This is a genomic window from Thermomonas haemolytica (assembly GCF_004346265.1).
GTDB lineage: Bacteria > Pseudomonadota > Gammaproteobacteria > Xanthomonadales > Xanthomonadaceae > Thermomonas > Thermomonas haemolytica.
In genome coordinates this window covers 1-13,336 of the sequence record NZ_SMAP01000014.1, presented here as the reverse complement: position 1 = coordinate 13,336, position 13,336 = coordinate 1, and the positions used below count along the sequence as shown (strand labels likewise).

The following is a 13,336-nucleotide window of genomic DNA, read 5'->3' as shown; positions in this document are numbered from 1 at the left end:
CGGCCAGCTTGTAGTGCCTTGTCCCCTCGCACGAAGGGCATCGCTTCATGACCAAATCCTCGTTGATCTGGTCCGGTTTGGCTAGGAATTACCAAGAAAAAACCCCGCACTTCTGCGGGGTTTCGGGACTTCTTGGGACTGGGCGGAACAGGTATGTGGTGGAGGTGGGCGGAATCGAACCGCCGTCCGAAGGCACTCCATGCCCGGCACTACATGCTTAGCCCGGTGTTTGGTCTCGGAGGCCGGCAACACACCGTGCGAAGCACGCCGTCCTCCACACCCGCTGAGTTTCGGAGCCGGTTGGCGGGTCGCCGCCGGAACCTATCCCGTGATGATGACCCTACATCCACGAGCACAGGCACAAGTGGGTTCGGGGCTAGGCCTTAGGCGGCCAGAGCGTAGTTGTCGTCGTTGGCAACTATGAGTTTTGCAGCTGGATTAGCGAGGAAAGCTACCCCCTCGGCATGCGCCGTGCGATTTCGCGACCCCCGTCGAAGCCAGTGCACCCCCGGGAAGTTGTCGATGTCGCCGACCCGGCCAGTATAGGGGCGTCGCCGGGGTTCACAAGCCCGGCGTGCCCGGCGCGTTCATCCGGCGCAACGGAAACGGGCCGCGCGTGGCGGCCCGTTCCGCGAACCCGTGGCTGCGGAGTTACGAACGCAGCGGCAGCAGGCGGATCTCCACCCGGCGGTTCAGCGCCCGGCCCTGCTCGGTGTCGTTGCTGGCGATCGGGAAGCGCTTGCCCATGCCGATGATCTCGAAGCGTTCGCGCTGCACGCCCTGCGCCATCAGGTAGCTGGCGACCGCATTGGCACGCTGCTCGGAGATGCGCTGGTTGACCGCGTCGGACCCGATGTTGTCGGTATGCCCGCTGACCTCCACGATGGTCTGGTTGTACTCGCGTAAGGTGCCGGCGATGGCGTTCAGCGAGGGATAGAACTGCGGCTTGATGTCGGTCCGGTTGAAGTCGAAGGTGACGCCATCCGGCAGGTTGAGCTTGATGACGTCGCCGTCGCGGCTGACGTCGATGCCGGTGCCGGCGGTCTCGCGCCGCAGCTGGGCTTCCTGGCGGTCCTGGTAGTTGCCGATGGCGCCGCCGGCGAGCGCGCCGATGCCGGCACCGACCATCGCCTGCTGGCGGCGCGACACCGCGCTGTCGCCGCTGAGCAGGCCCGCCGCGGCGCCGATGGCCGCACCGATCAGTGCGCCCTTCTTGGCGCGGGCATGGTCGTCGTAGCCGCCCTGTGCGTCGTACGACGCACAGCCGGCGACGAAGGCGGCGAGGCAGGTGCCGAGCACGGCAAGCTTGAACGGCTGGGTATTCATCTGAAGCTCCTTCTCAGTCATGTGCGGTTGGCTGGGAGACGCCGGGCAGAGGCTAGGCGCGCGCACGTGGCCTGAATGTGAACGGAGGCCGCCGCGTTAAGCCGGCGTTGCCTGATCGAGCAAGGCCTGCGCCGCGTCCGCGTCCAGCGGCAGGCTCCAGTCGCCCATCAGCGCGAGGTACAGCAGGGCCTCGAACTCCTCCCCGAACCGCCGCACCACCGCATCCGGATCGGGGATCAGGCGGGCGTCGGCGATCAGCCCGAAATGCACCTTGCCGCGATAGCTGAGGATCGACAGGCCCAAGCCAATCGAGCCGGTCTGCGGCACCCAGAACATGATCTCGCGCAGGGTGCAGCCGGCCATGTACAGCGGCTGCTGCGGGCCCGGAACGTTGGTGGCCACCGCGCTGGCCTTGCGGCTGAATAGTTCCAGTGCCAGTTCCTGCACCGGCGCCGGGGCGATGCCCAGCGCCGCCAGCAGGCCGTAGGCCACGATCGCCTGGCGCGAGCTCTTGAGCTGGCGCATGCATGCCGCGACACGCTCCAGCCGCGCCAAGGGATTGGCCTCGCCCACCGGCAGGTCCAGGAACACCAGCCCGAAATGGTTGCCGAGCTTGCGCGCATGCTCCAGCGGGCGCAGGTTCACCGGCACCGTGGCGCGCAGGGTCAGGCCGTCCAGCGCCTCGCCGCGCTCGCGCATGTAGCCGCGCAGCGCGCCGGCGGCGGCGGCCATCAGCACGTCGTTGACGGTGCAGTCGCAGGCGCGCCCCACCGCCTTCACCTCCTCCAGGTCCAGCGGCTCGGCCCAGGCCACGCGCTTGCTCACGCCCAGGCGCCCGCGCAGCAACGAGGGCGGATCGTCCGGCAGCGCCAGCGCATGCACCAGCTCGCGCGCGATCTCGCCGCCCTCCTTCGCCAGCAGCGTGGCCAGCGACGGGTCCTGCATCATCGCCATGCCCTGCTCCAGCGCCTTGCCGCCGAGCTTCATGTAGCGCTCCATCGCGCCGACACGTCGCGCCACCGGCGCCGCCTGCTCCTTCAGCCAGGCCTTGTCGAGGCGCGAGGCCGAGGACGATTCACGGCTGGTATCGGTGAGCGACAGCAGCACCTGCACCAGCGCGATGCCGTCGGCATAACAGTGGTGGATGCGGGCGACCACGGCGGAGCCGCCCTGGTAGCGCTCGACCAGATGGAACTGCCACAGCGGCTTGGTCGGGTCCAGCGGGCTGGACGCGAGCTGGCTGACGAAGCGTTCCAGCGCGCGCTTTTCCGAGGCCTTGCCGGCCCGGCCCGGCAGCCCGGACAGGCGTACGTGCCAATCCAGGTCGAAGTGCTCGTCCTCCACCCATTGCGCGCCGGCCGCGCCATCCACCGGCTTCTGCCGGAAGCGGGCATAGGCGAGGAAGCGCTGCTGGATCACCCGCTTCAGCTGCGCCAGCGACATCGGCTCGGCGAACATCAGCACGCCGGTGATCATCATCGGGTTGGTCGGCCGCTCCATCCGCAGCCAGGCGGTGTCCACCCGCGACATCGGCTCGCGCCTCAAGCGCCGGCCCTGCGGCGCTGCGGAACGCTTCAAACGCGGCTTCGACGTAGCCATTCCCGCCCTCCCCGGTGGTGACGGCGAGTGAATCACGCCGCCGCGAGGATGGTCAATGCGTGCGCCGCGCGACGCGAAGGCCCAGCAGCAGACCCAGGAACAGCAGGCAAACGCCAGCCTCGATCGCCCAAACCGAATACGGCACACCGAACGCGGCCGGCAATGTCGCCTGACCGTGGATCCAGTCGCCGTACGTTGCGGCATCGATGGCCGGCACGCCCAGCAGGGGCAGCATCGGCAGCAACAGCGCGGCCGGCAGCATCCAACCGCGGCCCCTCGCCGGCAGCGCGCGCCAGCACGCCCATAGCGGCGGCAACACCAGCATCAGCACGGTCGCGGTCGCCAGCCAGCGCGCGGATTGTGGTGCCACCAAGGACCACAGGCGCCCCTCGTCGCCGCCACCGGTCGCCACCGTCAGCAGCCGCATCAAGGGCTTGTTGGCGATGACCAGGGCGAAGCCCCACCACATTGCCCGGCCACGCAACACCAGCGCCATGCCGGCCCACATCAGCAGGTAGCTCAGCGCAGGGCCGGCGACAGTGGTCCAGGGCCAGCGCGCATCGCAGCTATCGGCCAGCGCGAACAGGCTCAAACTCATCCGCCCGCCTGGCCCGCACAACGCCAGGCCTGCCAGGTGGTGCGTGAACTCGTGGGCGAAGGACGCCAGCCAGCACAGCGCCACCAGCGCGAGCAGGCTGCGGGGATCGAGGGAAAAACGGTATCCGGGCATCGCGGCGCATCCACAGGGCAAGGCCACAGGGATACCGTCGGCAGGCGAACGGTTTACCCGGGGCCGGATGCGCCCACGTACTCGCGCGGAATGCGCTCGTTGAGCCGGGTCAGGATCTCGTAGGCGATGGTGCCCGCCCGCTGCGCCACGTCCTCGATGCGGATGGCCTGCCCGTCCTGGGTACCGATCAGCACCACGTCGTCGCCGTTGTAAGCCGTGCCGTCCGGGCCCAGATCGACCATGAACTGGTCCATGCAGATGCGGCCCACGATCGGCCGCCGCTGCCCGCGCACCAGCACTTCGCCGTTGTTGGACAGCGCCCGCGGCCAGCCATCGCCATAGCCGATCGGGATGGTCACCACGCGGGTGTCCTGCGCCGGCGCCCAGGTGGCGCCGTAGCTGACCGGGTGCCCGGCGCGCACCACCTTGAAGTACACCACCTGCGACAGCAGCGACAGCGCGGGCCGCACCGGCACGCTGGCGCGCGCGGCCGGGTCCGGCAGCACCCCATACAGCAGGATGCCCGGGCGCACCATGTCCAGCCAGGTCTCCGGCGCATGCAGCACGCCGCCGGAATTGGCGAGATGGCGGATCGGCATCGGCGCGCCGATGCGTGTGAAGTGCGCGCAGGCCTCCTGGAAGCGCTCGACCTGCAGCGCGGTCATCGGCGAGTCCGGGTCGTCCGCGCAGGCCAGGTGCGAATACACGCCCTTGAGCACGCACCAGCGCGAGGCCGCGGCCGCCTCGATCAACGGCCCGCAGGAATAGCTGTGGACCCCGATGCGCTCCATCCCGGTGTCGATCTTGAGGTGGATCACCGCCTTGCGCCCCAGCGCCTGCGCCGCTTCCTCGACCTGGCGTAGCTTGTCCAGCGAGGACACGGTGATCTCCAGGTCGTGCGCGATCAGCTGCTGCGCCTGGCGCCCGAGGATGCCGCCCAGCACCAGCACCGGCACGTCGATCCCGGCCCGGCGCAGCGCGATGCCCTCCTCCACGAACGCCACCCCGATCTGGGCCACGCCGTGCGCCTGCAGGTGGCGCGCCACCGGCACCAGGCCGTGGCCATAGGCATTGGCCTTGAGGATGGCCATCACCGGTACCTCGACATGGGCGCGGATGGCATCGAGGTTGCCGGCCAACGCGCCGAGGTCGACCACGATCCGGGTCGGGCGCTGCTGCATCGGGTCGGTCACGGCGGCCTTACTCGTACTCGTAGCGACCCACGTCATCGTGGGCCAGGTTGTCGAAGCGGGTGTATTCGCCGAAGAACTTCAGCTTGAAGTGCCCGACTTCGCCGTTTCGGTGCTTGCCGATGATGATCTCGGCCAGCCCCTTGTCCGGCGAGTTTTCCTTGTTGTAGTACTCGTCACGGTAGATGAACACGATCATGTCCGCGTCCTGCTCGATCGCGCCGGATTCGCGCAGGTCGGCCATCAGCGGGCGCTTGTCGGTGCGCGATTCCAGCGAGCGGTTGAGCTGCGACAGCGCGATCACCGGCACGTTCAGTTCCTTGGCCAGGCCCTTCAGCGAGCGGCTGATCTCGGAGATCTCGGTGGCGCGGTTCTCGCTGTTGCCGGGCACCTGCATCAGCTGCAGGTAATCGATCACCACCAGGCCGAGATCATGCTCGCGCTTGAGCCGGCGCGCCTTGGCGCGCAGCACCTCGGGCGACAGGCCCGGGGTGTCGTCGATGAAGATCTTGACCCCGCTGAGCTGGGCGATGGCGCCGGTGACCCGGCTCCAGTCTTCGTCCTCGAGGTCGCCGGTCTTCAACCGCTTGGCATTGACCCGGCCCAGCGAGGAAATCAGGCGCAGCGCCAGCTGCTCGGCCGACATTTCCATCGAGAACACCGCCACCGCCTTCTTCGACTTCAGCGCCGCGTACTCGGCGATGTTGAGCGCGAAGGTGGTCTTGCCCATCGCCGGGCGCGCGGCCAGGATGATGAGGTCGGTCGGCTGCAGGCCGGCGGTCATCTTGTCGAACTCCGCATAGCCGGTGGGCAGGCCGGTGACGCCGCTGCCGTTTTCGGCGCGCCGCTGCAGGACCTCGAACGCATCGCGCAGCGCGTTCTTGACCGGGACGAAGTCCTGCTTGCCGCGTGCATGGCCCTCGGCGATCGCGAACACCGCCTGCTCGGCCTTGGCCAGCAGCTCGCCGGATTCGCGCCCCTCCGGCTGGAAGCCGTCGTTGACGATGGTGGTGCCGACGTCGATCAGGCGCCGCTGCACCGCCTTGTCGCGCACGATTTCGGCATAGGCGCGGATATTGGCCGCGCTCGGGGTGCTGGCGGCCAGCTCCACCAGATAGGCGCCGCCGGCCACCTGCTCGGCGATCCCTTGGGATTCGAACCATTCGCCCACGGTGACCGCATCGCACGGGCGGTTCTTCTCCACCAGCTCGCGGATCGCGCGGTAGATCAACTGGTGGTCGCGGCGGTAGAAATCCTCGTCCAGCAGCTGGTCGGCCACGCGGTCGAACGCGGCCGGGTCCAGCATCAGCCCGCCCAGCACCGCCTGCTCGGCCTCGATCGACTGCGGCGGGATCCGCAGCTGCTCCACCTTCTGCTCGTTGCGGGTCTGGAAGCTGGAATCCGGGCGTAGCCCTGGCCTGGCGCTCATCGGCGGCGTCACTCCCCTGCCGGCCCGTCGTCGCGGACCGTTCGTTGTTGTGTGGTGGAAGCAGGCATCGTAGTCGTCCGCGCCGGGAAGCGTTGCAGATAACCCTGTGGATAACCGGTGGGCGTCTCACCGCCTGCGACGGTGCTTGGCAACATTGCTGCGCGGCGGCCTTGCGCAGGCGCGCTAGGCATCCCGCAAAACGAAACGGGCGCCCTGCGGCGCCCGTCGCGGTGTTGCCGTGGCGGCGGATCAGGCCGCTTCCGGCACCACCACCACCTTGACGGTGGTGTCGACGTCGGCGTGCAGGTGCACCGCCACCTCGAACTCGCCTGTGTGGCGCAGCGGGCCTTCGCCCATCACCACTTCCGACTTGTTCACTTCGACGCCGAGCTGCTTGGTCAGGGCCTCGGCGATCTCGCGCGGGCCGACCGAACCGTACAGCTTGCCTTCGGTCGAGGCGTTGGCGCTCACCGTCACGCTGGCGTCGGCCAGCTTGGCCAGGCGGGCGTTGGCGGCGGCCAGCGCATCGGCAGCCTTGGCTTCGTACTCGGCGCGCTTGGCCTCGAACTCGGCGATGTTGGCCGGGGTGGCCGGCACCGCCTTGCCCTGCGGCACGAGGTAGTTGCGGCCGTAGCCGGGCTTCACGGTGACCAGGTCGCCCAGGCCACCGAGGTTGGTGACTTTCTGCAGGAGGATCAGTTGCATGGTGGTTCTCCGTATTCGTTAGCAGGCGGCGCCTGCAACGGATGCTGTCCGAATCGGACGGGAACGCCGCCGGCGACGGGCCGGCGACGGGGCCGGCCGGCGCTGGCGCAGCGTCAGACGTTGTGGTTGTCGGTGTACGGGATGAGCGCAAGGAAGCGCGCGCGCTTGACCGCGTTCTGCAACTGGCGCTGGTACTTCGACTTGGTGCCGGTGATGCGGCTGGGCACGATCTTGCCGGTCTCGGTCAGGTACTGGCGCAGGGTGTTGAGATCCTTGTAGTCGATCTCGGTGACGCCCTCGGCGGTGAACTTGCAGAACTTGCGGCGGCGGAAGAACTTGGACATGGGAATGCTCCTGGAGGACGGCGCTTAGGCGGCTTCGGCGTTGTCGGAATCGCCAGTGCCGACGGCACTGTCGCTCTCGTCGTCGCGGCGGCGACGCTCGGGCTTGTCGCCCTTCTCGTCCTTGTTCTTCATGATCAGGGACTGCTCGGTGACGGCCTCGTCGCGGCGGATCACCAGGTGGCGCAGGATCGCGTCGTTGAAGCGGAAGGTGTTGACCAGCTCGTCCAGCACCGACTGCTCGGCCTCGATGTTCATGAGGACATAGTGGGCCTTGACCAGGTTCTGGATCGGATAGGCCAGCTGGCGGCGGCCCCAGTCCTCGAGGCGGTGGATCTTGCCGTTGCCGGCCTCGATCGCGCCCTTGTAGCGCTCGATCATCGCCGGGACCTGCTCGCTCTGGTCGGGATGGACCAGGAACACGATTTCGTAATGACGCATGGTGGTTTCCTTGTGGATGGCGGCAGGCGGAATGCCGGCCGGACAGCCCTCGGCCACCTGCCGCGGGGCGGACAGGCGCGTTCGGGCAAGAACCTCCCGCAAGCGGGAGCCGCCCATTATGGCGAATTAACGGGTTGCGCGCAAACCGGAGCGCCCGGTGCGCGGCTCAGGCGCGGGGATCGGCCCCGGTGGTGAAGCTGGAGCCGCAGCCGCAGCCGCCGGTGACGTTGGGGTTGTCGAACGCGAACTGCTCGTTCAGCCCCTGCTTGACGAAGTCGATGCGGGTGCCGTCCACCTGCGGCAGGCTGCCGGCATCCACGTAGATGCGCACCCCGCCGGCGTCGAACACCACGTCGTCCGGGCCCTGCTCGCGCGCCATGTCGATCTTGTAGCCCCAGCCGGAGCAGCCGCTGCGGGACACCCCGAAGCGCAGGCCGATGGCCTTGGGGTCGGCCTCGAGGTAGCCGAGGATGCGGTCGCGGGCGGTATCGGTGAGGGAAATGGCCATGCGCGGATTGTAGCTCCGGTAAACTTTCCGTCCTATTTCAGGCTTGCAACGCAGGATTTCAAGATGACGACGATCTCCGTGGCCCAGGCGCTGGCCGGGCACGTGCCGGAAGGCGGCCAGGTTTCCGTGCGGGGCTGGGTGCGCACCCGCCGCGACTCCAAGGCCGGACTGAGCTTCGTCAACGTCAGCGACGGCTCCTGCTTCGCGCCGATCCAGGTGGTCGCGCCCAACACCCTGGCCAACTACGAATCCGAGGTGAAGCACCTGACCACCGGCTGCGCGGTGGTGTGCACCGGCACGTTGGTGAAGTCGCAGGGCCAGGGCCAGAGCTTCGAGGTGCAGGCCTCCCGCATCGAAGTCGTGGGCTGGGTCGAGGACCCGCTGACCTACCCGATGCAGCCCAAGCAGCACTCGCTGGAATACCTGCGCGAGTTCGCCCACCTGCGCCCGCGCACCAACCTGTTCGGCGCCGTCACCCGCATCCGCCACTGCCTGGCGCAGGCCGTGCACCGCTTCTTCCACGAGCGCGGCTTCTACTGGATCAGCACGCCGATCATCACCACCTCCGACGCCGAGGGCGCGGGCCAGATGTTCCGCGTCTCTACGCTGGATCTGGCCAACCTGCCGCGCGGCAAGGACGGCGCGGTGGATTTCTCGCGCGACTTCTTCGGCAAGGAAACCTTCCTCACCGTGTCCGGCCAGCTCAACGTGGAGGCGTTCTGCCTGGCGCTCTCCAAGGTCTATACCTTCGGTCCCACCTTCCGCGCCGAGAACAGCAACACCACCCGCCACCTGGCCGAGTTCTGGATGATCGAGCCGGAGATCGCGTTCGCCGACCTCAATGACGACGCCAACCTGGCCGAGGATTTCCTGAAGTACCTGTTCCACGCGGTGCTGGACGAGCGCGGCGACGACATGGCCTTCATCGCCGAGCGCGTGCAGAAGGACGCGATCAGCCGCCTGGAGGGCTTCATCAACGCCCCGTTCGAGCGGATCGACTACACCGATGCCATCGCCCTGCTGCAGAAGTCGGGCCGGAAGTTCGAGTTCCCGGTGGAATGGGGCCTGGACCTGCAGACCGAGCACGAGCGCTGGCTGACCGAGGAGCACGTCGGCCGCCCGGTGGTGGTGATGAACTACCCAGAGCAGATCAAGGCGTTCTACATGCGCCTGAACGACGACGGCCGCACCGTCGCCGCAATGGACGTGCTGGCGCCGGGGATCGGCGAGATCATCGGCGGCAGCCAGCGCGAGGAGCGCCTGGACATGCTGGACGCGCGCATGGCCCAGTTCGGGCTGGATCCGGAGCACTACGCCTGGTACCGCGACCTGCGTCGCTATGGCACGGTGCCGCACGCCGGCTTCGGCCTCGGCTTCGAGCGGCTGGTGGTGTACGTGTGCGGGCTGGCCAACATCCGCGACGCGATCGCCTATCCGCGCGCGCCCGGACACGCCGAGTTCTGAGCCGATGGACGCCGACCTGATCCTGTTCCTGGCCCTGACCGCGTTCGCCACCGCGATCGCCGGCGCCACCGCATTCGTGATCTTCTGGCCGCTGACCCTGGTGCACATCCGCGACCGCCATCCCGCGATCGCCGAACAGCTCGGTGAGGGCGCCTTCCTCAAGCCGAAGGCGCTGTGGTGGCTGCTGCGCCGCGGCTACCGCGCCTATCCCGACGCATCGCTGTCCGGCCTGGCCACCCCGGCGTGGGTTTCGCTGCTGGTGATCCTGGACGGGCTGGCGATGGGCGGCGCGCTCTGGATCGTCGGGAAGGCACTGGCATGACGACCCACGTGAACGAGAGCTGGTGGCTGGCCACCCTCGGCCGCACCGTGGTGTGGGCGCGCCTGCGCGAGCGCGAGGCCGGCACCGCCGAGGTGTTCGATGCGGACGGCAACACCCTGCCCTACGACAGCGTGGACACCGCACGCGCGGCGCTGATGGATGCCGAATTCGTCGAGTTCGACGGGCTGGACGCCGAGGACGCACAGGCGCGCGGCTTCCTGCTGGCCGAGCTGGCGCCGCCGCGCGCGCGCGATGATGTGGCCCTGCGCGCGCTGATGGTGCAGACGTTCACCCGCAGCGGCTGAGCGCCTGCAGCCGCGCGCAGCGCGCCACTGGCACGCACCTCGAACGCAGGCCCGGAACGAACGCCGCCGCCTAGGGCCGGTCGCCGGGCGGCGCGGCAGGCACCGGCGCGGGCGCGGACGGGCGCACGCTGCCGTTGTCTTCCTGCAACTCCGGCTTGAACGGGATGTCGGGCGCGGGCCGTCCGCTGGACGGCTGTTCGTTGGCATCCGGGTCCACCGGCAGGCAGCCGCCGCCGAACTGCAGCAGCGACACCAGGCACTTCAGCTGCAGCCCGGTGCCCGGGATCGGGATCGACAGCTCCTTGATCCCGCGCCGCACCCATTCCTGCAGCAGGTTGCCGTCCGGGATCCAGTACTTGTCGAAGCGAGTGCCGCGGTATTCCAGCCCCGGCCGCTTCAACCAGGTGCCGGCGCGGTCGAGGTCGAGGCGGTTGTTCTTCGACCACTCGTCCGGCAGGCGCACGCTGCCATCGGGATTGAACAGCCCGGATTTGCCATCGCCGCTGCGGCCGCCGTTGCCGGTGCCGGTGCCGGCCACGTTGCGGTTGGAGGCGCCCCAATCGTCGCTCTTGGCCGCGCCCGGCCAGCCGCCCGGTGCCGGCTGCAGGCCCGGCCCGGCCCCCGCCCCGACCGTGCCGACCCCGCGCCCGCCCTCGGCGGCCGCGCGCGCACCCACGCCGGTGCCGGCCTGGGCCTGGCCGGTGCCCGCCGGCAGGCGCGCATCGCCTCCCGCGCCGCGGGCTGGACTGGTGCCGCTGGCGGCGTTGCCCGCACCGGGCTGGGCGGAGGCCGCGCCGCCCGCCGCGGCGCTGGCCTGCCCTTCGCGCAACGGCAGCGCCTGCACCTGGCCGCGCAGCTGCGGTTCGCGCAGCGGCAGGTCGACCGATGGCGCCGTGCGCTGGCGCGCGATGGCGCGGGTGTCCGGGGTGAAGACCTCGATCGACTGCACCTGCTCCTTCAGTTCCGGCGCGCGCAGCGGCAGCGCGCGCTCGGCCGGCTGCAGGGTACGCGTCGGCAGCACCGGGCGGTTTGGCAATTCCTCCACCGCTGCCTGCAGCGGCACGTCACGCGGCTGCAGGTCCGGCAGCCGCAGCGCATGTTCGCGCGGCGGCGGCAGCTGGAACGCCTGCGGTGCCGGCTGCGGGACGTTGCTGACCTGCAGCTCCTGCGCTGCACTCGGCTGGGCCACTTGTGGCGGCGGCAGGCGCGCCGGGGCCTCGGCCTGCGCCTGCAGCGCGGGCGGCGGCGGCAGCGCCTGCTGTTCCAGCTGCGGGCGGCCGCTGTCGCTGGTCGCGGCGCTGGCGCTGGCCGCCGGCGGGGCCTGCACCGGGGAGGGCCGCGCCCGGCTGGCCGCCGCGGCCGGGGCCGCTTCCGCGCCGGAATTGGCGAGCGCGCCACCGCCCGCCACCGCATTGCCGCGCCCGATGAACTCGACCTGCACCGCCTGCTCTTCCTCCGGCGCCTGCGAAAGCGCCAGGAAGCGCAGGTACATCAGCCACAGCAGCAGGCCCAGCAGCACGACGTGCAGCAGCAGGTCGGCCACGCCGGCGCCGATCCGCAGCCCACGATCCTCGCGCGGGTCCGGCGGCCGTGCGCGCCGCAGCAGCTGGAAGAACGGCGTCCCCAACCCGCCGCCCCGCCCGCGCGGCGGCAGCGGGCGCTGGGCCAGGCCGGCCACGCAGGCCTCCACATGCGCGCGCGCGGTGGCGGTGTCGATCGGTTCGAGTGCATCGAACCAGCCCTGCCAGCCCGCGGGAAACTGCCCGGGAGCGTCCGGCCGCCCCACGCGCAGCAGGCGGCGCTGGTTGATCGCGGCGATGACGTCGGTGGCCGTCGTCACGCGCGCCGGCCGCCTCAGGCCTGGCCGCGCGGCATGTAGGGGGCGCTGCCGCTGGCGTGGTCGGTGGCATCGCGCACGCCCGCCAACCCCGGCACCTTCTCCAGCAGGGTCTTCTCGACGCCCTGCTTGAGGGTGACATCGACCATGCTGCAGCCGTGGCAGCCGCCGCCGAAGCGCAGCACCGCGACGCCGTCGGCGGTCACCTCGGCGACCTCGACATGGCCCTTGTGCATCGCCAGCTGCGGGTTGATGTCGTGCTCGACCACCCAGCGCACGCGCTCGTCCAGCGGGGCCTCGGGCGCTGGCGCATGGCCCTTGATGCCCGGTGCGCGGATCTGCAGCTGGCCGCCGGTGGCGAAGCTGGCGTAATCGATCTCCGCCCCCTCCAGGAACGGCGCGCTGGGCGCATCCAGCCAGAGGGTGAAGCCTTCGCAGTCGATCGCCCACTCGTCGCCCTGCAGGTCGCCTTCGCCGGCGAACTCCAGGCGCACGTCGGCGCGCGGGGTGCCCGCATGCAGCGCCATCAAGCGAACACCCAGCCCGGGCATCGCCTCGCGTTCGATCAACTTGCGGAAATGCGCCTGCGCGGCTTCGGAAATCCGGATCATGCGGCTATTCTAGCCATGCAGGCGCCGCCTGCGCGCGCACGCCGCGCCGATGTTCAGCCCCCGCAAGACGGACCCCCGCATGGCCGACCTGATCCCCCTCGCACACGCCCACTGCACGCCGCGCCGCGGCCACGAGCACCGGCTGACCGACGCCAGCATCCGCGAGCTGCTGCCGCAGGTGGCCGGCTGGGAACTGGCGGAGAACGGGCATGCGCTGACCCGCACGTTCACCTTCCCGGATTACTACCGCACGATGTCGTTCGTGAATGCGCTGGCGCACGTCGCCAATGCCGAGAACCACCACCCCGACCTGTCGGTGCACTACGACCGCTGCGTGGTGCGCTGGTCCACCCACGACGTGGGCGGCCTGAGCGAGAACGACTTCATCTGCGCGGCCAAGACCGACCTGCTGGCGGGCTGACCCGCCCCCCATCGCCTGAATTAAGCCGCGCCGCGAAGCGGCGTCGGCTTGAATGAATTGTTAGGCCGCGCCCGCAATGGAGTAGCTGCCTATTGAATGAAGATTGC

Annotated in this window: 15 protein-coding genes and 1 other RNA gene; 4 read left to right on the top strand and 12 right to left on the bottom strand. The window is 69.7% G+C overall.

Annotated elements, in window-relative coordinates; translation table 11 throughout:
• Nucleotides 1–156: 156 nt before the first annotated feature.
• The 10 genes from ssrA to EDC34_RS11940 form a co-directional block, all read right to left on the bottom strand.
• Nucleotides 157–510: a transfer-messenger RNA gene (ssrA, locus tag EDC34_RS11985) on the bottom strand.
• Nucleotides 511–651: 141 nt separating this feature from the next.
• Nucleotides 652–1,326 carry a YiaD family glycine zipper/OmpA-like lipoprotein gene (locus tag EDC34_RS11980; RefSeq protein ID WP_114961118.1) on the bottom strand — a complete coding sequence of 225 codons (675 nt, stop codon included), beginning with the start codon at nucleotides 1,324–1,326 and terminating at the stop codon, nucleotides 652–654.
• Between the two features lie 96 nt (nucleotides 1,327–1,422).
• A complete protein-coding gene (locus tag EDC34_RS11975; RefSeq protein WP_243692816.1) occupies nucleotides 1,423–2,856 on the bottom strand; it encodes a WS/DGAT/MGAT family O-acyltransferase in 1,434 nt (477 codons plus the stop codon).
• A gap of 121 nt (nucleotides 2,857–2,977) precedes the next feature.
• Nucleotides 2,978–3,655 (bottom strand): hypothetical protein, encoded by a 678-nt coding sequence (locus EDC34_RS11970; RefSeq protein ID WP_114961116.1) that lies wholly within the window; start codon nucleotides 3,653–3,655, stop codon nucleotides 2,978–2,980.
• Between the two features lie 53 nt (nucleotides 3,656–3,708).
• Nucleotides 3,709–4,848: an alanine racemase gene (gene alr, locus EDC34_RS11965; protein WP_162797725.1), complete on the bottom strand. Its 1,140-nt coding sequence runs from the start codon at nucleotides 4,846–4,848 to the stop codon at nucleotides 3,709–3,711.
• Nucleotides 4,849–4,855: 7 nt separating this feature from the next.
• Nucleotides 4,856–6,274 carry a replicative DNA helicase gene (locus EDC34_RS11960; RefSeq protein WP_114961114.1) on the bottom strand — a complete coding sequence of 473 codons (1,419 nt, stop codon included), beginning with the start codon at nucleotides 6,272–6,274 and terminating at the stop codon, nucleotides 4,856–4,858.
• Between the two features lie 249 nt (nucleotides 6,275–6,523).
• Nucleotides 6,524–6,979 carry a 50S ribosomal protein L9 gene (gene rplI / locus EDC34_RS11955; RefSeq protein ID WP_114961113.1) on the bottom strand — a complete coding sequence of 152 codons (456 nt, stop codon included), beginning with the start codon at nucleotides 6,977–6,979 and terminating at the stop codon, nucleotides 6,524–6,526.
• A gap of 113 nt (nucleotides 6,980–7,092) precedes the next feature.
• Complete coding sequence (rpsR, locus tag EDC34_RS11950) at nucleotides 7,093–7,323, bottom strand: 30S ribosomal protein S18 (protein WP_114961112.1); 231 nt, start codon at nucleotides 7,321–7,323, stop codon at nucleotides 7,093–7,095.
• A gap of 24 nt (nucleotides 7,324–7,347) precedes the next feature.
• Nucleotides 7,348–7,761: a 30S ribosomal protein S6 gene (rpsF, locus tag EDC34_RS11945; RefSeq protein WP_114961120.1), complete on the bottom strand. Its 414-nt coding sequence runs from the start codon at nucleotides 7,759–7,761 to the stop codon at nucleotides 7,348–7,350.
• A gap of 166 nt (nucleotides 7,762–7,927) precedes the next feature.
• Nucleotides 7,928–8,269 (bottom strand): HesB/IscA family protein, encoded by a 342-nt coding sequence (locus tag EDC34_RS11940; protein WP_114961111.1) that lies wholly within the window; start codon nucleotides 8,267–8,269, stop codon nucleotides 7,928–7,930.
• 63 nt (nucleotides 8,270–8,332) lie between these two features.
• On the opposite strand from EDC34_RS11940, the gene asnS reads away from it, so the two are divergent.
• From asnS to EDC34_RS11925, 3 genes are read left to right on the top strand one after another with little or no spacing between them, the layout of a single operon-like run.
• Complete coding sequence (gene asnS / locus EDC34_RS11935; protein WP_114961110.1) at nucleotides 8,333–9,733, top strand: asparagine--tRNA ligase; 1,401 nt, start codon at nucleotides 8,333–8,335, stop codon at nucleotides 9,731–9,733.
• A gap of 16 nt (nucleotides 9,734–9,749) precedes the next feature.
• Nucleotides 9,750–10,055: a hypothetical protein gene (locus tag EDC34_RS11930; protein ID WP_425477507.1), complete on the top strand. Its 306-nt coding sequence runs from the start codon at nucleotides 9,750–9,752 to the stop codon at nucleotides 10,053–10,055.
• Nucleotides 10,052–10,360 (top strand): hypothetical protein, encoded by a 309-nt coding sequence (locus EDC34_RS11925; protein ID WP_114961108.1) that lies wholly within the window; start codon nucleotides 10,052–10,054, stop codon nucleotides 10,358–10,360. The genes EDC34_RS11930 and EDC34_RS11925 overlap by 4 nt, the downstream gene beginning before the upstream one ends.
• Nucleotides 10,361–10,430: 70 nt before the next feature.
• On the opposite strand, the gene EDC34_RS11920 is transcribed toward EDC34_RS11925, so the two are convergent.
• Nucleotides 10,431–12,200: a hypothetical protein gene (locus tag EDC34_RS11920; protein ID WP_114961107.1), complete on the bottom strand. Its 1,770-nt coding sequence runs from the start codon at nucleotides 12,198–12,200 to the stop codon at nucleotides 10,431–10,433.
• Between the two features lie 14 nt (nucleotides 12,201–12,214).
• Nucleotides 12,215–12,808 (bottom strand): NfuA family Fe-S biogenesis protein, encoded by a 594-nt coding sequence (locus EDC34_RS11915; RefSeq protein WP_114961106.1) that lies wholly within the window; start codon nucleotides 12,806–12,808, stop codon nucleotides 12,215–12,217.
• Nucleotides 12,809–12,887: 79 nt separating this feature from the next.
• On the opposite strand from EDC34_RS11915, the gene EDC34_RS11910 reads away from it, so the two are divergent.
• On the top strand, nucleotides 12,888–13,229 hold the full coding sequence (locus EDC34_RS11910) for a 4a-hydroxytetrahydrobiopterin dehydratase (RefSeq protein WP_114961119.1): 342 nt from the start codon (nucleotides 12,888–12,890) through the stop codon (nucleotides 13,227–13,229).
• Nucleotides 13,230–13,336: the final 107 nt, after the last annotated feature.